This window comes from Glaciimonas immobilis, assembly GCF_011947285.1.
GTDB lineage: Bacteria > Pseudomonadota > Gammaproteobacteria > Burkholderiales > Burkholderiaceae_D > Glaciimonas > Glaciimonas immobilis.
Genome location: NZ_JAAOZT010000002.1, coordinates 535,712 through 555,778, shown reverse-complemented (window position 1 = coordinate 555,778; position 20,067 = coordinate 535,712). Strand labels below are relative to the sequence as shown.

The 20,067-nt window shown below is 48.2% G+C and carries 14 protein-coding genes; 11 read left to right on the top strand and 3 right to left on the bottom strand.

Going from position 1 to position 20,067, the window contains the following annotated elements:
* The first annotated feature begins 25 nt into the window (after nt 1-25).
* The 4 genes from HAV38_RS04840 (at nt 26) to HAV38_RS04825 (ending at nt 5,527) form a co-directional block, all read left to right on the top strand.
* Nucleotides 26-2,659: a fimbria/pilus outer membrane usher protein gene (locus HAV38_RS04840; protein WP_168052896.1), complete on the top strand. Its 2,634-nt coding sequence runs from the start codon at nt 26-28 to the stop codon at nt 2,657-2,659.
* 10 nt (nt 2,660-2,669) lie between these two features.
* Nucleotides 2,670-3,260: a hypothetical protein gene (locus HAV38_RS04835; RefSeq protein WP_168052894.1), complete on the top strand. Its 591-nt coding sequence runs from the start codon at nt 2,670-2,672 to the stop codon at nt 3,258-3,260.
* A 642-nt stretch (nt 3,261-3,902) separates the two neighbouring features.
* On the top strand, nt 3,903-4,562 hold the full coding sequence (locus HAV38_RS04830; protein WP_168052892.1) for a DUF1120 domain-containing protein: 660 nt from the start codon (nt 3,903-3,905) through the stop codon (nt 4,560-4,562).
* 305 nt (nt 4,563-4,867) lie between these two features.
* Nucleotides 4,868-5,527: a DUF1120 domain-containing protein gene (locus tag HAV38_RS04825; RefSeq protein WP_168052890.1), complete on the top strand. Its 660-nt coding sequence runs from the start codon at nt 4,868-4,870 to the stop codon at nt 5,525-5,527.
* Between the two features lie 236 nt (nt 5,528-5,763).
* Here the strand turns inward: HAV38_RS04825 and HAV38_RS04820 are convergent, their stop codons facing one another.
* Nucleotides 5,764-5,973, bottom strand: a complete 210-nt coding sequence (locus HAV38_RS04820) for a transposase (RefSeq protein ID WP_168052888.1) — start codon at nt 5,971-5,973, stop codon at nt 5,764-5,766.
* A 682-nt stretch (nt 5,974-6,655) separates the two neighbouring features.
* On the opposite strand from HAV38_RS04820, the gene HAV38_RS04815 reads away from it, so the two are divergent.
* Complete coding sequence (locus HAV38_RS04815; RefSeq protein ID WP_168052886.1) at nt 6,656-7,315, top strand: DUF1120 domain-containing protein; 660 nt, start codon at nt 6,656-6,658, stop codon at nt 7,313-7,315.
* Between the two features lie 819 nt (nt 7,316-8,134).
* Here the strand turns inward: HAV38_RS04815 and HAV38_RS22245 are convergent.
* On the bottom strand, nt 8,135-8,335 hold the full coding sequence (locus tag HAV38_RS22245; protein WP_168052884.1) for an IS3 family transposase: 201 nt from the start codon (nt 8,333-8,335) through the stop codon (nt 8,135-8,137).
* Between the two features lie 605 nt (nt 8,336-8,940).
* Between HAV38_RS22245 and HAV38_RS04805 the strand changes: the two genes are divergently transcribed.
* The gene (locus tag HAV38_RS04805) at nt 8,941-9,498 is read left to right on the top strand and encodes a heme NO-binding domain-containing protein (RefSeq protein WP_168052882.1); all 558 of its coding nucleotides are present in this window, start codon (nt 8,941-8,943) and stop codon (nt 9,496-9,498) included.
* A complete protein-coding gene (locus HAV38_RS04800) occupies nt 9,479-9,982 on the top strand; it encodes a PAS domain S-box protein (RefSeq protein WP_168052880.1) in 504 nt (167 codons plus the stop codon). Before HAV38_RS04805 ends, HAV38_RS04800 begins: the two co-directional genes overlap by 20 nt.
* Nucleotides 9,983-11,927: 1,945 nt before the next feature.
* Here the strand turns inward: HAV38_RS04800 and HAV38_RS04795 are convergent.
* Nucleotides 11,928-12,884 (bottom strand): hypothetical protein, encoded by a 957-nt coding sequence (locus HAV38_RS04795; RefSeq protein ID WP_245182192.1) that lies wholly within the window; start codon nt 12,882-12,884, stop codon nt 11,928-11,930.
* A 329-nt stretch (nt 12,885-13,213) separates the two neighbouring features.
* Between HAV38_RS04795 and HAV38_RS04790 the strand changes: the two genes are divergently transcribed.
* From HAV38_RS04790 to HAV38_RS04775, 4 genes are all read left to right on the top strand, one after another.
* Nucleotides 13,214-13,942 carry a glutathione S-transferase gene (locus tag HAV38_RS04790; protein ID WP_168052878.1) on the top strand — a complete coding sequence of 243 codons (729 nt, stop codon included), beginning with the start codon at nt 13,214-13,216 and terminating at the stop codon, nt 13,940-13,942.
* A 313-nt stretch (nt 13,943-14,255) separates the two neighbouring features.
* Nucleotides 14,256-15,179: a translesion DNA synthesis-associated protein ImuA gene (imuA, locus tag HAV38_RS04785; RefSeq protein WP_168052876.1), complete on the top strand. Its 924-nt coding sequence runs from the start codon at nt 14,256-14,258 to the stop codon at nt 15,177-15,179.
* A gap of 56 nt (nt 15,180-15,235) precedes the next feature.
* Entirely contained in the window at nt 15,236-16,717 is a 1,482-nt protein-coding gene (locus tag HAV38_RS04780; RefSeq protein ID WP_168052874.1) for a Y-family DNA polymerase, read from the top strand.
* A 137-nt stretch (nt 16,718-16,854) separates the two neighbouring features.
* Nucleotides 16,855-20,046: an error-prone DNA polymerase gene (locus tag HAV38_RS04775; RefSeq protein ID WP_168052872.1), complete on the top strand. Its 3,192-nt coding sequence runs from the start codon at nt 16,855-16,857 to the stop codon at nt 20,044-20,046.
* Nucleotides 20,047-20,067 lie beyond the last annotated feature (21 nt).

Here is a 20,067-nt window from a genome sequence, read left to right as displayed (position 1 = left end):
TGCCATCTTGCTGGCCAGCTTGGGCATGCACCAGCTGCATGCCAGCGAAACCATGCAGGCGACGGGTGAGTCGGCCCCTATTCTGCTTGCCGCAACCGCGGTCATTAATGGCAAGGACAATGCCCTCCCCCGCGATGGTGCGGATATGCAAGAATTTGATAGCGACATCATGAAGGCACGCGGACTGCAACCTGAAATCAGCGATTATTTCCGCAAGGCTGCGCGCTTTCCGCCCGGAAAGAGCATCGTCGACGTCATTATTAATGGTGCCCCGATCGGGCGCAAAAATGCAGTTTTTGACGAGACGGGCAAGCTGTGCTTTTCGCCATCATTCTTACGCTCAGTCGGCCTGATTGGTGCCGCCAACGTGGCCTCAAAAAAAGTTCAAATACCACCTTCGGCAAACATAGCGACAACGCCACTAGCAACGCCAGCGCTCCAGCCATCGGTGCAGTTAGCCTTGACGCCCAATCCAGCAGAGACCTCCCTTTGCCCTGGCCCTGGCGGGGTATCTGCGCAAACCGTTGTCGTGCTGGACGCCTCCAAGGTCACGGTCGACATCACGACACCCGTGCAAACAATCGTCGCGCTGGCAGCTGCGCAGATTGAACAAGGCGGCACTGCGGCCATGTTTAATTACCGCACGTCGACGTTTTCCAACATTCTGGCGGGACACGCAAAAAGCTACTTCACGCAAGTCGATACGCAGGCTGGCTTTAACTGGAACGACTGGATAGTACGTTCAAACCAGTCGTATTCGAACCAGAACGGCCAAGCGCAATGGCGCTTCGCTAACGCTTATGCGCAAACCACCTTTGTCGATGAAAAACAGATTTTGCAAGGCGGTTTCACGTTTACGCAAGGCCCGATGTTTAGCGGTATTCCGTTCATCGGCGCCCAATGGTTTCCAGAAACAGCGTTGCGCTCTCAAAACAAATACCCCGTCACAGGCATCGCCGCAACGCGGGCGCGCGTCGTCATCTCGCAAAACGGCGTCATCTTGCTCTCCACCGTGGTGCCACCCGGCCCGTTCAAGCTCACTGACTATCAGCGGGGCAACCGTACCGATGATTTGCAAGTAAAAGTAACAGAAGAAAATGGTGCCGAACAGCGTTTCACTGTCGCTGCTAGCGACACCTTGCTTGCCGACGCCAATGCCGCGACTGGCGGGATTTACGCTTCGGCAGGCATGTTGTCGGACGTTGGCTCCAACAGTGGCGTGCGTTCGGTGCCGCTGTTAACGTTTGAAAAGGGCTGGCAATACAACTCGATAATTAGTTTTTCTACAGGTGCCCTGGCGGCTGGGAAATATGCTTCCGTCGGTGCTGCAATGGGCGCCCAATCGAACCCGTTGGATCGGACGGGCTTATATGGCCGCGCTTCCGCCTATGTGCAAGCGCTGGCCGCGCGCGACATGAATAGCGGTACGAGCGGCATGCTGGGCAGCACCTCGCTGGCCTGGGCCAATGCCACTAATGTGCAACTGGGGTTGTCCGCCAATCTGCGTACGGCCCGTTACCGTTCCGCACAAGAAACCCAGAGCAAGGTTACCTCTCTCAATGGCCGACAAGACGACCCGCAAGCGGCATCCGTGCATGCGCAAATGGGCGCGAGCGTCCAATGGAACAGCAAATGGCTGGGCACCCTCAATGTCAGCGTCACACACCAGACCATGTTCGCGGCACCAGCGACGAACACTTACGCGGCTGGATGGAGTTCGACCTTGGGGCCGGGGCAATTGGGCGTGTACCTGGCGCGCACCATGCAAACCTATGCAGCCAGTCAAGGGACAGCTCAGGCGTCTAATCAGCGTGCAGGACAGTCTAACAATAGCCTGTTCATCAATTTTTCGGTTCCATTAGGGCATGACGCCACGTTCACCAGCAATGCGCACCGTTCCAATAACACGGGCCAGCAAAACACCGTCATCGACACCAGCATTGAGCAGCGCCTGAGCGATACGTTCAGCTACAGGGGCACGTTTGAAAAGACGGTTTCTGCACCGGACTCGGGGGCAAAAAACATATCGTTCAATGCCGTACCTAGGTATACGTCGATTTCGTTTGGCGCTGGCAGCGCGCCCGGCATGAGCAATTACTTTGTCCAAGCCAGCGGTGGCGTCGTGATTAGCGGGCAAGGGGCGGCGTTCGCAGCCAATCCGATCCAGGATACCTTTGCCGTGGTCAAGCTCGGCGACATCGCTGGCGTAGAGTTGAATACGCCGCAAGGCAGCGTCTGGTCTGGCTACAACGGTTTGGCTGCCATTCCTGGGCTCATTCCATTTTCCAATTCGAACGTGGAAATTGTCACCCCTTCACTGACATCCGATATTGATGTCGAGCAGACGGTGCAAGTGGTGCGGGCCGGGCGTGGTGCCTTTGTCCAGCTCGACATGAAGGCAAGCAAGGTGCAGCGCGTGTTATTGGCGATCACCCGCAACGGTGAAGAATTGCCCGAAGGCTTGCCTGTATTCGGCAAGGAGGGCGAATTTTCTGCGATTTCGCTCAAGGGTGGGCGCGTGATGATCAGTGATCTAAAAAATGATCGGTTGTACTCGGTGCGCATGCTTGATGGTGCCACTTGCACCTTGCAGCGAATTGCATTAACCGAGATAACCGCAGGCGGCAGCTTTCAGCGTGGCACTGCCACCTGCCAATAAAGGAGAAATTATGGTCATCCGCCACATTACCGATACAAGCGCTCGCATACTATGCGCCGGGCGTCGCGTTGCTCTGATTGCGACGCTGCTGCTAGCAGCTGGTGCCGCGGACGCTACTTGCCACGTGGTGGTGTCGATGCAGAGCGTGCAGCTCGGGCACTTGTCAGTGGCATCGCTGCGGCCCGCCAGCGTGGCGGGCTACCGCTCGATGGGAACAAAAAACCAGGTAATCAACGGCAGTTGCGACGCCACCCAAGCCACCTTCCGGCTCCAGTTTGGCAACCTGACCGCCATCATAGGTAAACCACTGGTGCGCTGGGGCGAGGTGGGAGCGATGCAATTGCGGATCCAAGGTGCCAGCGTCGGTGGCACTCCCGTCCAGATGAAGGTTGAAGGAGTAGCGGCAAGCGCCTATGCGGAAGGGGTCGATATAACGCAAAACGGCGTCATCGCGCTGGACTTGTCACGCGTGCCCGAGAAGTCCAGGAAATCATTTTCCCTTCAACTGCAGTTGACCGGATTATTACCTGACAATTATTCGCTACGTTCTAAAGTGTTGTTCGAAAGTAGCATTTCTGTCCAATTGGTGGGAGAGCAATGACCAAAAGTGGCGTGCTGTTAAGTCTGATATTAGTCACGATGTTTGATCCCGACATCCCAATTTTTTAGGCAAATTTTATCGAGCGGATGGTCTGATGAATGGTACTAACAATATGCCATAAAAGAGTATTCCCCGAGGCACAAAGTCCGTCGATTCGATGGTGAATTTTACCTTTCCGGTAAATATCCGCTTTTAATTATTGGGGTTAAAAGAGGTGCATCCCATTTCCCACATTATTATTTATGGAATTAAAATCATGTTCAAAAAAATATTGGTAGCAGGCGCACTGTTGGCAAGTGGCGTGCTGTTAAGTCTGATACTAGTCACGATGTTTGATCCCGACATCACAATTTTTTAGGCAATTAGTGGATGTTCTGTTGATATTAACAATATTCCATGAAAGAGTATTCTCCGAGGCACAAGGTCCGTCGATTCGGTGGTAAATTATTTTTAAACATATATTCACTGGAAATAATTTGAATGCATGGATCTACATAACTTGTTCCTGAATAAATAGCGCTCGACAATGACGCGTCAATTTTAAATTATTAATTTACCTTACCGGTAAATATCCGCTTTTAATTGTTGGGGTTAAAAGCGGTGGATTACGTTCCCAATTTATTATTTATGGAATTGAAAATCATGTTCAAAAAAGTACTGGTAGCAAGCGCACTGTTGGCAACAATCATTAATGCCAACGCAAGCAGTTCAGCTTTCGGATTGACCGGAACGATTACGCCCGAAGCGTGCAATGTGACATTGACGGGGGGAACAGTCAACCTCGGTTCGATTTCAACATCGGTTGTAAAAGGTTATGGGACGCTCGGAACCTCTTATTCAATGCCAAATGTGTTAGTACCCATTAGCATCATCTGCTCGGCACCCACCAAAGTGGAAGTTTCTTTTGTGGACAACAAGGTAGGGAAAGTATTTGCTCTGGATGCGCATGATGCCATTCGGTATGGCATTGTGGATGGTGCAGGCACGACAGCTATTGGTACGTATCAAACGAGTTTTACCAGTACGGTTATCGATAACGTCGCAGTGGGTCAATTTTTAAACGCTCCCAACAACACCACGACCTGGACTGCAACCGGCCCCACCGGTCTTCCTGCGTCTTTTGGCGCGCAAGGATACACAATTGGCTTTGCCAAGCTGGCCGGCGCCACGACACCAGATTCTTTTACAACACTTGCCGGAAACCTAACGTTTTCCACTTTCATTAGCGGTGTTTATGTGAAGTCTGCAACTGCGGCTATCACGCCAACCGGTTCCGGTACCCTGACGCTGGTTTACCTTTAATTCGATACAAGGCGCTTTCAATGCGCCCGTTTTTTGACGTACACAATCATCAAAGTTTAGTTTAGGAAAAAAAGTTGTATCGCAATTATGTTCGTCTGAAAATTTATTTCTAAAACATCTATTTAATGGAGATAGTCTGAATCCGTGTATCTACGTAACTTGTTCCTGAATAAGTAGCGATCGACAATGACGCGTCAATTTTAAATTATTAACTTTACCCTATGGGTAAAAATATCCGCTTTTAATTGTTGGGGTTAAAAGAGGTGCATCACGTTTCCCACATTATTATTTATGGAATTGAAATCATGTTAAAAAAAGTACTAGTAGCAAGCGCACTGTTGGCAACAATCATTAATGCCAATGCAAGCAGTTCAGCTTTCGGAGTGACCGGAACGATTACGCCCGAAGCGTGTAATGTGACGTTGACGGGGGGAACAGTCAACCTCGGTTCGATTAACGCATCGGTTGTAAAAGGTTATGGCCTAGCGCAAACCTCCTATGCAATGCCATCTGTGGCGGTACCCATCAGCATCGTCTGTTCGGCACCCACGAAAGTGGAAGTTTCTTTTGTGGACAACAAGGTAGGGAAAGTATTTGCTATAGATACAAATGATCCTATTCGGTATGGCATGGTTGATGGTGCAGGAACGGCAGCTATTGGTTCGATTGCAATAAATTTTAACAATACTGTTATCGACACCGTCGCAGTGGGTCAATTTTTAAACGCCCCCAACAACACCACGACCTGGACGGCGACCGGCCCCAGCAATCTGTCTGCCATTTTTGCTTCGCCCGGCTACACAATTGGCTTTGCCAAGCTGGCCAGCGCCACGACACCGGATTCTTTTACAACGCTTGCCGGAAACCTGATAATGAGCCCTTACATTAGCGCTGCCTATGTAAAGGGTGCAACCGCTGCCATCACGCCAACCAGTTCCGGTACCCTGACGCTGGTTTACCTTTAATTCAATACAGGGCGCTTTCAATGCGCCCGCTCTTTGACGTACACAATTAGCAAAATTTATTAGGAAAACGATAGTTGTCAACAAAGTTGACGGGTCAAGTTAGGGTGCTTGCTTTAGTGTTTCTGGCTGATTTCGTTCCAGATTGAGCCGAACCTCGTTCTTTAATACCCAGTGTCGGGTTCACTTGATCTCCCAGATAGCCCGGCTTTTTTTCGCAAAATGATCAGCTCTGCTGCCTAGGCCGGTGCTTTTCCCTTGCGCTGCAATTCCTTCTTCAGCTGCTTGATTTCATTGCGGTGATTTTTACCCTCCTCACGCTTGGTCTGCTGACACTCTGCAGAGTGTGCGTCGGCGTCCTGACAGGCTTCACGCCGCATAGCAATTTGCTGGACGAACAAAGCTTTGATTCGGCAATATTCGGCCATCTCGGCTTCATTGATATGCACCGTCTACAGCACCACCTCAAATTACCATTCTTCAGCATTCCTCCGTTACCCCGCATCGGCACTCCCTCTGTTTTTAACTGGCGTCGCCAATTATAGAAGGGCTGTTTCTGAGGTGCCGTTCTCACGGGCCAGCTCTGAGAGCATTCTGAGGCCATCATTCGCCTCAAAAAGGCTTCCTTCGTTCTGCGGAATAACGTTTCACTTCACGACTTTGCTCCACCCCTAATACATTTATAAAAATCAAATGACGCGACATCTATGCTGACATAGGGAGTTTGTGCGTTGGCCAACCATCAGCACAAGCACAGTGGACTGAAATTCGTCACACCACGCAACGGCATGATAAAAAGTACAAACGAGATTCAAGCAACGTAAAGACGCCTATGGGGTAGCGAGAAAATGCACACCGCAACGATGGTCAGGTGCTACCATAAACTGAATATTGTAATATCAGGTGTGCTCAATCCCGAACGAAGTGAACCGGAATTAGTAAAGATTGCTGCTTGAAATAGGCGACAGGTCGCTTGACGGTGACCGTTCTTGAATAAATAGCGATCGACAATTACGCGTCTAATTTTAAATTATTTTAGTTTTACCCTTCCGGTAAATACCCGCTTTTAATTGTTGGGGTTAAAAGAGGTACATCACGTTTCCCAAATTATTATTTTTGGAATTGAAAATCATGTTCAAAAAAATACTTATAGCTAGCACTCTGTTGGCAACGGTCATTAACGCCAATGCGAGTAGTTCAGCTTTTGGAGTGACCGGAACGATTGCACCCGATGCGTGCAATGTGGCCTTGACGGGAGGAGCAGTCAACCTTGGTTCGATTTCAACATCGCTTATCAAAACTTATGCCGTAGTTGGCACCTCCTATGCCATGCCAAATGTGTTGGTACCCATTAGCATTATCTGCTCTGCACCCACCAAAGTGGAAGTATCTTTTGTGGATAACAAGCCAGGGAAAACATTTGCCCTGGATGCGAATGATGCTATTCGGTATGGCATGGTGGATGGTGCAGGAACGGCAGCTATTGGTTCGTTTCAGATAAGTTTTGTCAATACTGTTATCGACACTGTCGCAGTGGGTCAATTCTTAAATGCTCCCAACAACACCACGAGCTGGACGGGGACCGGCCCCAACAATCTTCCTGCCTATTATGCTGCGCCGGGATACACCATTGGCTTTGCCAAGCTGGCTGGTGCCACGACACCGGACTCTTTTACAACGCTTGCGGGAAGCCTGATAATGACATCTTATATTAGCACTGCTTATGTAAAGGGCGCGACCTCTGCGATCACGCCAAGTGGTTCCGGTACCCTTACGTTAGTTTACATTTAACTGAATACAAGGGCGAATACAAAGGCGAATACAGGGCGCTAGTGAATAAATAAATAATAAAAGGCACTTCTAGCTTGGGCATGGCAGGTAAAAGTAGTGGATGGATTTGCTGGAACAGGGAATATTCATATTCACTTTCTTGCAAATTCTATTGCGTTATTTGTAAGTTAATCAAACGAAGTAAATTTAATCGGCGCCCTCCCCATCAGCCTCCGTCAAGCCACCTGTCGCGTCATTTCATGCAACCATCTTTACTAAATCCGACGCACTTCGTTTCAGATTGGGCCACGCCCGGTATTGCGATAACTCGTTTATGCCAGCACTGACTAGCGTTACCGGTGTGGTGCCGTGAGCAAGCCGTTGTATTTGGCGCTCCTTAACATTATCAAAAAGAAGGCAATGCCCCTGCGGGAAATTACGCTGAAAAATTGATACGATTTCACACGATTTTCTACACCCCGTATTTCATACGTTAAAAAAATATCACAACACTCCTATAATACATTTTAAAAAATCATAAAAAGTGGCGCCTATATTTATGAAAAAATGGCATGAATTTACTATTGTTTTTGCTTATTTTTCATAGTTTTAATGTCTATTTACCCGTAACATCATGAGGGGTTAAAAGATATTAGTCCACAGTACTTGATATATTTATTTGCATTTTGTAATGCTGCTGACTGAATTATGAGCTTCTATATGAAACTCTTCCATTAGCACATCATGAGGGAAGCGTTCATTTCCTTGGGTGGATATTTCTTCTTTTGTAGCGCGAATTTTATCCCGCTAATTTTGCTTCTCCTTTTCAGTTTGCCAGCATTATAAACGCCGGATTGGTGATCGATAGTCGAGTGTCGAATGTAGCCGCTTATGATTATAAAAAACTTCCACATACTTAAAGCTAACTGACTTCATCTCGGCGTGAGTGGAGTAGCACAGTCCATGATGCCGTTGGTTCTTGAAGAGGTTGGACCAGTTGTCGGTCAGAGCATTACTTTGGCATTTTCTTTTGCGACTCATGGAGCAGGTCCTACCAAATCCCTTGAGGTGTGCTTGAAACGCATAGCTGACGTACTAATGCCACGACCAGAATGATGCATAACGCTTGGTGCCGGTCACATGCGAAACCATGCCATATTCAATCCGTCGATCACGATATCGTTCGTCATATCGTTCGTCACACGGAGCATGAGCGACCGGCCAATCACTCCCCTATTGAGCAGGTCCACAACAACTGCCAGACACAACTAACCTTTGTCACTTAACAGATAAGTAATTAATGTCGAGCAAGCACGGGACCGGACATTGAAATTTGTGTAGTGGCACAAGCATCAGCGCAAGCACGGTGGCCTGAAATTCGTCACACCCACGGTAGTCCCATGATGACCGGAATACAGCGATTCTAAGATACCGCGAGCAAGTCAATGAAGCTGCAAAACAGCGGCACCTGGAGCGCTGGTCAGCGCACTCGGATTAAGCACTGAAAAAGGAGTTTGGCTCAATTCAGAACGAAGTCATCCAGAAGCATTAAAGAAAGCAGCATAGCTCGAGGCGATATTTTTTGACAACTACCATGGATAAGGCGACATATCACCGTACTTAAATATGCATTTTTTAGGATTGAAATGAAAGGGATTATTTTTCAAGATTTCGTAACTATGATGGAGACGTTATTTTCGGTCGAAGTGGCGGACGAAGTAATGTCGATCGCGACGCTGGAAACGGCTGGAGCTTACACTTCCGTTGGCTCATACGATCATATTGAAATAGTCGAATTAGTAGGCCATTTAAGTGCCAAAACAGGTATTTCCAAACGCTTATTGCTCTGTGCTTTTGGCAAATTTTTATTCGCGAGTTTCATGCGAAGAAATCGCGTAAATCTTTTTGACCTCTATTCGACCTTTAGTTTTTTATCCTTTTTAGATAAAAAGATGCCTTTAGAGGTTAAAGAATTGTACCTAGACCAGCTACCAAGTTTTGATTGTCTCCTTCGAAAACCGTCGGAATTGATCTTAATATATTGCTCAAAATTTCCTTTTTCGGATATTGCAGAAGGTGTGATTCGCGGTGCTATCAGCCATTTTAATGAAGTGATATCTATAAGCCGGCTAGATTTATCTGGCGAACAAAGCACCCATACTCAATTCACACTCAAAATTTTAAATGAAACTAAACTACGATAAGGAATTGTACGAACGTCGGTTGACCAGAGCTAATAATGCGCGTCAACAAGCAGAAATATTGTTGGACGAAAAAAGACTGGAACTTTACTTTGAAGTAAAAGAGCGCGAAACCGCAGTCGTCGCCCTGCTTGAGAGTGAGGAGCGTTACAGGTTATTGGTTGAGTTATCACCGTTTTCAATTTTAATTGAAGTCGATGGACGTATTGTCTTCGCTAATGCCGTAGCACAACGGCTTTTCTGCACGTCACATTTGGACGATCTTTTAGGCTGGTCTTTCGATTCGCTGATGGTTTATGTGCCAAATAAGTATCTTCAAAATGAATCGGTTGTTAGTTGGGAAGGCCAGGCTTACCTTGGCGATGGTCGCTTGCTTGACGTGAATGTCAGCCGCGTTTTATTTAGCTATTTCGGTAAGCCGGGAGTACAAATAATCGTACAAGATATTTCGGAGTTCTGTCGCATTAACAAAGAAAAATCAGATTGATAGCAGACTTTTTATCCAGCTGTAAATTGCACGGATTTGTCTTGCCAAAACATAAAACTTATCGTATACGCCATCATATTGCTGTGACTAGTATCTATCCTTCACGAATCATGTGCATGAGTTCGATGTCGGCCAATACGTTTTTGACGGACCGAAAGAATTAAGTTGAGCATCTGATTGGTTAGACGCTTGATGGGCAATGGTCTCATCTATCCCCAGCCTAAAGCAACCTGACGCTTGTATGTACGGAATGAGCTTCCCAGTAACGGAAAAAAATCTGAGCACCCAGCTATTGATCGATAAGTAGTCGACTGCCACACTACATTCTTCCATCATTTCTTCAAAATGGCGGTAACTCACGGGCAGCCCTAAATACCAGCGGATGCACACCGACTAACATCGATCGAAAATCGCAGCATCTCGGTTCGCTATTATCTTCAAGGTCAGTAATCTCCTTGCGCGTATCGATGACTTTGGTGACGCGATAGAACCAAAAGGCTAATCTATCCGTCCAAATACAACAAAACTTTGCAAATGGGAGGTGTTGATAAACTTCAATGTCACAAATTACCTATTAGGAAATAAATAGTCATATCGAGAAAAAAATTTGTGAATCAGAATCAAACGCACGTTTATTTAAATATTTCAACGTAGGAGTTTTATGTAAATAGACTTGTTTCAGCCTATATCACTTATGGCAAAGGCTAAGTTGTGCTCCTTACAAAAAAATCAAATGAATTCATTTAAAAAAGAACGTATAGTTAGAAAGTCATTTTTTTAGCATTCGTTTTGATTAGTTGTGCCTGCGGTATAGTATTCGCTGCAACCTGTTCGGACTCTTCCCATTATAATGTGATCATCGGATTAAACGCAGGATCTACGGCTAAGAGGGTCTATATCAGCGAGTCCTGTTATCGGGGTAACTGATACAGTTAATAGTGGCGCTATCGAAACAGACAACGCATCAAATTCTAAAGTCAGTATTATTAACACCGGACCGCCACTGCCCGCTACTACTGTAGGCGAGCTGCAAAACGTTATTAATAAAACAATTCCTGCGTCACCCATCACGTCTATTTTAGGTACCCTACCTAGTGTTCTAAACTATGTTACTGAGGGAGTTGGAGCCACCTCGGGAACAGCTTTTATTAGTAGTATGAGTAGCAGTACAAACGCACCCACTAATAATATAATTCCTTTTTCCCAGATAACAACACTGCTAAGTAAGGTTAAAACAAAATAAGCTCCGACGATTCCGGCAATACGGGGTCAAACGCAGCCTGTTGACGGGGTCATAGGGCGTTCTGATAGTGTTCGGCGTAGAGGGCACCAACAAGCATAACATTGGTGGATTTAAAGCCGGATCGTTCGATGCCCACGCGGCATAGGCCTCCAGGATAGTTTCATAATAAGTGGTATGTATATGTCGATGTACGTCAACTGGTAGAGCAATTACTTATAATCACCCGTTAGTTGCATGACGAAACTTGTTTTCCAATCGAGCGGTTTCAAGTAGCAGGCGCAACACTGAGTTAAAAACTAGTATTTTTAGGATGTTGCAATAACACGATGTGCTGAATATAAACGATGAGCGGTATTTCATAATGGAGGTATGTTCGTGGTCGGTGTTGCACGCAATTTGTTGTGGTTACCAAAGAAGATTCAGTGGTGTCGAATGACCGGGAACAAAGCCCCGTAAACATGTAACTTGGGAGTCGCCGCAGCAATAGGCGACGCGCATGATATTTATGTATTAAGCTTTTTACCTTTGACGCCATCGCTTTATCGCTCAATACTTGACCAAGAACTCGGCTCAATTATAAAACACCGCTCGTCTTTTAGACTCAGCACATCGCGTTATTGCAACATCCCAAAGATACTTCTCATTGACTCGTTGTTGCGCTTGCTACTTGAAACCGCAATTATTTCAACATTACAATACTCTTCACGACGGAGCCTGGATGGGTGCCTTTTGCTGCCGCAGATATTCGCTATGCTTCATCTTAAGGTAGGCAGCGCGATCCATTTCGTGTAACTGTCTGGAATACTGCTCGGTAGACGAAAACCAATGTTCGAGGCGCATTTCGCGCTGAGCCGTTGACGGTGCGGACAATGTAGCAAGATAAGAATCAATGGCCAGGTAATAACGCATGGTATTACGCTCTATTAAGCCACGCACGCCGCCAATATAATCTGGATGTTTTAGAGACTGATTATTTGTCGCGTCCTGTAACGTAAAGCCCACTTTATCCCGACCGATTGTCGCAAGATAACTTTTCATCGCCATACGCCCGGTAAAGCTGTACGCGTAAGAATAGGTCATATGTAAAAAAGTCTTACCGTTTTCAAGCGACACAGCCTCAAGTTCAATATGATAGTCGCTCGTGCCGAGTGGACCGGTTTTTGCGTTCAGGCGCACCGCAAAATAGTCGGGCGTGATCGCTACGACGCCATAAGAAAATTTTACCTGAAATGCTTCGTATAGGGGCTTATCGTATTTGGTGCCAATGCTCACCAGAAGGTTACTACCGCCCTTCTCTGCTGACGCTTGGCAATATTTAATATTTATGTGCAGGTTTAGCACATCACACCAATGTGCGGGATCGTTAAGTGCCGTGTTAACGGTCGCAAAAGGATAATCTACCACGGCATATATATCGCCCTTTAAATGACTAGGGGATTCAACGGAGTTTAAAAATAAGGGCCGATTAAATTGATTATGCGTAAGCTGCGCGCCCAACGCCGTATATTTTGTCTTTAGGCTGGTAGCTGAATAATTTTCTGCTGCAGTCGAATTATCGGGTGTCTCGGCAATGACTATCCCAGCGCCTGTCCATAAGATGCAGACTGCTAGCAAACGTGTAACCCAACGAACCGTATAGATTAGAAATATTTTGTTCATTTAGTCTATTTACCGCTAGCAGAATATGCTCTCTGTGAAATGTCAAATGCTATAGGACCGTGTACCCGCTATCATTAGCGCATGTTTAATCAAAAACTCCCAAAACGTTATACTCATATAGAGTGACCCATTGAAACGAGTAGAAGTTCACTGATTGAAATTTGACGCTGTCAGCACTGCATCACGGTATAAAACATACTACAGCTTCTTCCCAAAGTTATGCTGCTAACTTTGCCAACTATCGATTGCGTTAGGCTTCCAAAAACCGGCTGTCATCCGCCATGATCGGTCACCTTGTGTTATTCAACACCTTCAAGTTATAGTAAGCCATGCGCTATAAACTATATTACTGGCCAACAATACAGGGACGCGGAGAGTTTGTACGCCTGGCTTTGGAGCAGGCAGGCGCAACCTACACAGATGTGGCCCGCCGTTCAGAACGTAGCGGAATGGGCGTTGCGGCCATGATGCGGTTGATTGAGGATCAACGCAATCCCTCGCCCTCTTTTGCGCCGCCATTTTTGCAGGCTGGCGATATGGTCATTGGACAGACTGCAAATATTCTCCTTTTTTTGGGACCACGATTGAATTTGGTGCCAGAAGACGAAGCAAGTCGTTTGTGGGCGCATCAATTGCAACTAACGATTGCCGACCTTGTCACTGAGGTGCACGACACGCATCATCCCGTGTCAAGTGAACTTTATTACAAAGATCAAAAACCCGAAGCACGCCGTCGTGCCAACGATTTTACAGCTGTCAGAATACCCAAATTTTTTGATTATTTTGAGTCGGTACTGGCGCGTAATCCGCATAATGAGCCCTACTTGTTAGGCGACAAATTATCTTATGTTGATCTCTCAATGTTTCAGATCATCGCCGGCTTACGTTTTGCATTTCCAAAAACGATGAAGCGATTGGCGTCCGGCTACCCTCACCTGATGGCGCTCCATCAATTAGTGGCTTCTCAACCGCGTATAGCACGTTATTTGGCATCCACCCGGCGGGTACCCTTTAATCAGCAAGGGATTTTTCGCCATTACCCAGAGTTGGACAAATAATCTGTCCGAATAAAACGCTGATTGCATCCTTCATTAATCTGCAAAAATGATCAATGTAAGTGCTTCCCAAGCACGGACCGCATCCATTAAACATTCCAATCAAAAAATTTACTTATAAATTAAGTGATACCTGTTGTCGCTTAAAAGTAAGAAAAATCGGGTTCGTGTCGCTTTAAAACAAAATTACTAATAGAATTTTAGGAAAATACTGTATATTTATACAGTGTATTGAGATTTTTATTTTTCTCATTTCATCAACTTTGTTAATTGCGTCAGCGGCTAAAGCTGCTAGCGCTTACTGCTGCTAATGATTATGTCCGCTATTTCACATCGTGTTTTACCGCCTCGCGTGTCCAGCATATCGGCTGCGGCACAGTCTCTGGTTGCCACATTGCCGCATGCACTGTGGCGCGGCAATCAAATGGCATCTTACCGTGGTGCTGTGATGGCCTCAGGTCATGCGGCGCTGGATCGGGAATTACCCAACGGCGGCTGGCCGCATTCTGCGTTGATAGAATTATTAGTACAACAAGCCGGCAGTGGCGAAATCCAATTATTACAACCGGTCCTAACAGCCCTGACACAACAGAATCGCCGGGTGATTCTGCTACAACCTCCGCATATACCGCAGATCGCGGCGTGCCGTGGGTGGGGACTCGCGACGCAACGCATGCTCTGGGTCAAGACTACGGGTAGCGCCGATGCGCTGTGGGCGGCTGAGCAAATTTTACGCAATGGAAGTTGCGGCGCGCTGTTGTTCTGGCAGCCACATATCAGGACCGATGCACTGCGCCGCCTTCATCTGGCCGCACAAGCCAGCGATACCATGCTGTGGATGATACGCCCTTTAAGTGCAGCGCATGAATCCTCCCCTGCGCCTTTACGGCTATTGCTGCGTCCGGCTAATAACGGCATTGAAGTGCAACTCCTCAAAAGACGGGGACCGCAACATGACCAATCGCTTTATCTGGCGTGGGGCGATAATGATATTGATAATGATGAGGATGGTGCATCCTATAAAGTCGCAGCACGATCGTCAAACACAACGCTTTCTGAACCGACAACCGGTCAGGGAAGCACTCCGACTATTAGTTCCGATACCGCAAGAAATCACCGCCCGAAACGGATGGTAGAGCAAAACAAAGAGTCAACAAAAACTCCCTCGGAGGTACTAATCCCGGCTGCTGAACCGGCACAGTGGGCACAACGAGAATTGACGCGGGTGGATCCTGATTGATGTGGGTCGATAATTTCGATCCCTTCTTAAACGTGATCACTTAGGAGGTTAATGTCATGCCTTTATGGATCGGTGTACACCTTTCATTATTGCCGCTGGAATCCTTGCGCCCGCGCTGGTCTGCGCCTGGTTTGTTGGCTGTAATGGATCACGAACAAGTATTGACGATGACAGCAGAGGCTGCCGCTAGCGGCATACGCCACGGGATGCGACGCGGCGGCGTAATGGCAATCGCACCCCTCACCGCGCTTTGTGAGCGCTCCCTCTTAAAGGAGCAAAGTGCGCTGGATGCAATCGCACTCACCTTATTGCAATACACACCAGAGGTCACGCATGCAGAAGAAGCCAGCCTGCTAATTAACATCAGCGCCAGCCTGAGTGCTTTTGGTGGCCGGTTAATGCTATGTCACCGGGTGCGTGCAAGTATTGATGCGCTTGGTTTCACAGCGCACATCAGCATGGGACCAACAGCTCAGGGGGCGTGGTTTTTAGCGCGCTATCTGGCGCACTCCCCTTTGCGCAAACAACGTCGCTGTGTCCGTATTGAAACGCAGATTCGTTACATTGAAGCATTGCCATTTTCTATACTGCCCGCCGCCCGACCTTATCAGGAGTGGCTCGAAGGAATCGGTTGCCGTACGCTGGGAGACTTGCGTAAATTACCCCGCGCCGGATTACAACGTCGCAGCGACAAACGCATACTGGAAGCGCTCGATTGTGCCGCTGGCATTGCACCGGAAATGTTTGAATGGGTGCAAGCGCCGAAAGAATTCTCGGCATATCTGGAATTGCCGGATAGGATTGAACACGCAGAAGCGGTCTTGTACGGTACGCGCCGTTTAATCCAGCAACTGATCGGGTGGCTGGCTGCGCAGCAACTGGCGATCTCCGGTTTTGTGCTGTCAATGGTGCATGAACGCGGACGGCAGGCGATTGATCCCAGTACTCTGGAAATAACATTGGCCGAACCTGCGTGGCATGAAGAACATTTGTTACGGCTGTTAAAAGAACGCCTCAACCGCTTTCAGCTGAGCGCACCTATCATTGCGCTGCGTTTGAATGTCACCCACGTCACGGCGATGTTGCCGCCTACCGCATCATTATTTCCTGAACCCGGTGGCACCACAGCGGACTATCATCGCTTGTTAGAACTATTAAACGCCCGCCTCGGCGCAGAAAATGTATTAATGCCAGCCGCATTCGCCGACCATCGGCCAGAAATAGCCAATAGCTGGCAAGCTGCCAGTAACCAGATGACGAATAAGCCTGCGCAGAGCACCCAGGAACGACTCAGCCCACGGCCATTCTGGCTATTACAACAACCGTTAGCGCTTCTGGTGCGCGACCATCGACCATTTTATGGATCACCCTTGAGGCTGCTATCAGGGCCGGAAAGAATAGAAGCCGGATGGTGGGACGAAGGTCTGGCCGTGCGCGATTACTTTATTGCAGAAGGCAGTGAAGCGGCGCGTTATTGGGTGTATCGAGAACGTGCAGGAGAAGAAATCAGCTGGTTTTTACATGGATTATTTGCCTGAATATTTATCGCTAATTGCACGAATTTTTGCGGTAAATAATTGCACGATTTTTTAAGCTTATTTCACCCTATTACAAATAGATTTCTTTTTTCTTCATACAAACAAATTAAGACTGCAGCACTCTTCTGCACCAAAAAATGTACAACACCTCCCCAAAATCGATACTTCCTGACTACGCCGAGCTTCATTGCGCCAGCAATTTCAGCTTTCTGCGCGGTGCGTCCCATCCAGAGGAACTGGTTGCTCGAGCGGCAAAATGCGGTTACCGCGCACTCGCCATCACTGATGAGTGTTCGCTGGCAGGTGTCGTCCGGGCCCATACCGAAGCCAGGGAACAACAGCTTCATCTCATCATCGGCAGTCAATTTCAGTTAATGGATCATGAGAGCAATCCGACTTTTTCGATCATCGTTTTGGCACAAAATCGCGAGGGCTATGGCAATCTGTCAGAGTTGATAACGTTGGCCCGCACCCGCGCCATCAAAGGTACTTACCGCCTTAGTGCCGATGATCTGAGCAGTCCCGACTCTACCAAAAAGCCACTAGAAGACGAGCACGCCTACGCCCATCTGCGCAATCTGCCGGATTGCCTGGTCATACTATTGGCAACTCACGGCATCGACGCCGACACACTCGCTACTCAGGCAGAATGGCTACGTAACACTTTTCCGCAACGGGGATGGATGGGCCTGACATTACTTCATCGGGCCGATGATGATCAGCATCGTGCTACCGTTGAAATGGTCGCAAATAAGCTGATGATCCCCATCGTCGCAACCGGTGATGTCTGCATGCATGTACGGTCCCGCAAACCATTACAGGACACCTTGACCGCTATCCGTCTGGGGCGGCCAGTCTCGGCTTGCGGCTACGCGTTGGCACCTAACGCAGAGCAACACCTGCGCACCCGATTGCGTCTGGCAAATCTTTACTCCCCGGCAGCTCTGGCAGCAACAATGGAGATAGCCCGCCTGTGTACTTTTTCATTGAATGAATTACGTTACGAATATCCTGACGAACTGGTCCCGGCAGGACAGACGCCCACCACTTATCTACGGCAAGAAACCTATATCGGGGCGCATCATTTATTTCCAGAAGGGATCCCGCTCAAGGTCCAAAAACAAGTGGAACAAGAACTCGACCTGATTAACGATCTCGGCTATGCGTCTTATTTTTTAACGGTATATGACATCGTTCAATTTGCCCGCAGTCAGGATATTCTTTGTCAGGGTCGCGGTTCTGCCGCCAATTCGGCCGTGTGTTATTGCCTTGGCATTACCGCGGTTGACCCGGACCGCAGCACGCTATTATTTGAACGTTTTATAAGCAAAGAACGCAATGAACCGCCCGACATTGATGTAGATTTTGAACATCAGCGACGTGAAGAAGTCATCCAGTATATCTATAATAAATACGGAAGATTACGCGCCGCGCTCACCGCTGTCGTGATCAGCTATCGTCCGCGCAGTGTTCTCCGCGATGTCGGCAAGGCACTTGGCGTTGATCTTGGTATCGTTGATCAGGTCGCCAAATCACATCGCTGGTGGGACGACAAACACAATCTGGATCAACGTTTTATCGAATGCGGGATTGATCCGCAATCAGCCGTGGCACAACAATGGGCCGCGTTGTCGCAGTCGTTATTGGGTTTTCCGCGCCATCTGTCTCAGCATCCTGGCGGATTTGTGATTTCACGCGGCAAATTATCGCGCATGGTGCCCATCGAAAACGCGACGATGAAAGATCGCAGCGTAGTGCAATGGGACAAAGACGATCTGGATGCGCTGGGCTTACTCAAAGTCGACATACTTGCCCTTGGCATGCTCACCATGCTGCGACGTGCGCTGGCTATGGTGGCACAACAACGCGGCGAACCTTTTGAACTGCGCGACATTCCTCCTGAAGATACGCCTACTTACGACATGATCTGCAAGGCCGACACGGTCGGCGTGTTCCAGATTGAAAGCCGCGCTCAAATGAGCATGCTGCCGCGCTTGCAGCCGAGAACATTTTACGATCTGGTGATTGAGGTCGCTATCGTGCGGCCCGGCCCTATTCAGGGCGGGATGGTCCATCCGTATCTGCGACGAAAGCAAAATCAAGAGAAAGACACACTTCCTAATGATGAATTAAAGGTGGCTTTAGGGCGGACTTTAGGCATCCCGATTTTTCAGGAACAAGTCATGCAAATTGCCATCATTGCAGCTGGATTCACGCCCGGTGAGGCGGACGGTCTGCGCCGTGCAATGGCGGCGTGGAAGCGCAAAGGCGGACTTGAAAAATATCGAGAAAAATTAATTAACGGCATGACCGCCAATAATAAATACGATAAGTCCTATGCTGAAGCGATCTATAGCCAGATTCAAGGTTTTGGTGAATATGGCTTTCCTGAAAGTCATGCCGCCAGCTTTGCTTTACTGGCCTATGCCAGTGCGTGGTTAAAGTGCCATGAGCCTGAAGCTTTTCTTTGCGCTCTGCTGAATAGTCAGCCGATGGGATTTTATTCGCCATCGCAACTGACCCAAGATGCGCGACGTCATGACGTTGAAGTGCTGCCGGTTGATGTCACTATCAGTAATTGGGAGGCAACGCTCGAAATTTCATCCCAACCCGGTGCAACGCGCCGCGCGGTTCGACTGGGACTCAATCTGGTGCGCGGTCTGAGCGCCGATAGCGTCGCAGCCATTGAAGCTGCCCGTGCTATCCGGCCATTTAACGACATTCACGACATGGCAGTACGCGCCAACCTAAAGCGTGATCAGTTACAGGCGCTGGCAGCCTCCAACGCATTGATCGCCATGTCCGGCAATCGTCGTCAGGCATTATGGCAATCATTGGTGAGTGCACCGGATAAGGATTTACTTAAAACGGCAAAAGTAGCAGAGCCACCGCTATTGCTTACTACCCCAAGCGAGGCCGAAAGTCTGGTTAACGATTACCGCACCTTGGGACTGACACTTGGTCGTCATCCACTATCTTTTTTGCGCAAACAACTGAGCGCCAAACGATTTGTTCCTGCCGATGTTCTGAACACATTTGCCAACGATCAACTGGCACGCGGTTGCGGGATTGTCACGGTACGCCAACGCCCCGGGACCGCCAATGGAACGATGTTTGTCACTATCGAAGATGAGACGGGCTCGATCAATGTCATCGTCTGGCCGTCCTTAGTAGACAAGCAACGTAAAGAATTGCTTAGCGCTTCACTTCTCGGTGTGTATGGGGTGTGGCAAACCAAAGACAAGGTTAGTCATTTGGTCGCTAAACGACTGGTGGATTTATCTGCATTACTTGGTCAACTACAGACTAACAGTCGCGATTTTTGTTAGCGCCGTGATCTGAAACACCAT

What these genes read in the sequence shown, in the direction of transcription:
- HAV38_RS04805 (WP_168052882.1), top strand. Translation starts at nt 8,941, where the DNA reads ATGAAAGGGATTATTTTTCAAGATTTCGTAACTATGATGGAGACGTTA.
- HAV38_RS04780 (WP_168052874.1), top strand. Translation starts at nt 15,236, where the DNA reads ATGCCTTTATGGATCGGTGTACACCTTTCATTATTGCCGCTGGAATCC.
- HAV38_RS04835 (WP_168052894.1), top strand. Translation starts at nt 2,670, where the DNA reads ATGGTCATCCGCCACATTACCGATACAAGCGCTCGCATACTATGCGCC.
- HAV38_RS04790 (WP_168052878.1), top strand. Translation starts at nt 13,214, where the DNA reads ATGCGCTATAAACTATATTACTGGCCAACAATACAGGGACGCGGAGAG.
- HAV38_RS04815 (WP_168052886.1), top strand. Translation starts at nt 6,656, where the DNA reads ATGTTCAAAAAAATACTTATAGCTAGCACTCTGTTGGCAACGGTCATT.
- HAV38_RS22245 (WP_168052884.1), bottom strand. Translation starts at nt 8,335, where the DNA reads ATGAGTCGCAAAAGAAAATGCCAAAGTAATGCTCTGACCGACAACTGG.
- HAV38_RS04830 (WP_168052892.1), top strand. Translation starts at nt 3,903, where the DNA reads ATGTTCAAAAAAGTACTGGTAGCAAGCGCACTGTTGGCAACAATCATT.
- imuA (WP_168052876.1), top strand. Translation starts at nt 14,256, where the DNA reads ATGTCCGCTATTTCACATCGTGTTTTACCGCCTCGCGTGTCCAGCATA.
- HAV38_RS04840 (WP_168052896.1), top strand. Translation starts at nt 26, where the DNA reads ATGCACCAGCTGCATGCCAGCGAAACCATGCAGGCGACGGGTGAGTCG.
- HAV38_RS04800 (WP_168052880.1), top strand. Translation starts at nt 9,479, where the DNA reads ATGAAACTAAACTACGATAAGGAATTGTACGAACGTCGGTTGACCAGA.
- HAV38_RS04775 (WP_168052872.1), top strand. Translation starts at nt 16,855, where the DNA reads ATGTACAACACCTCCCCAAAATCGATACTTCCTGACTACGCCGAGCTT.
- HAV38_RS04825 (WP_168052890.1), top strand. Translation starts at nt 4,868, where the DNA reads ATGTTAAAAAAAGTACTAGTAGCAAGCGCACTGTTGGCAACAATCATT.
- HAV38_RS04795 (WP_245182192.1), bottom strand. Translation starts at nt 12,884, where the DNA reads ATGAACAAAATATTTCTAATCTATACGGTTCGTTGGGTTACACGTTTG.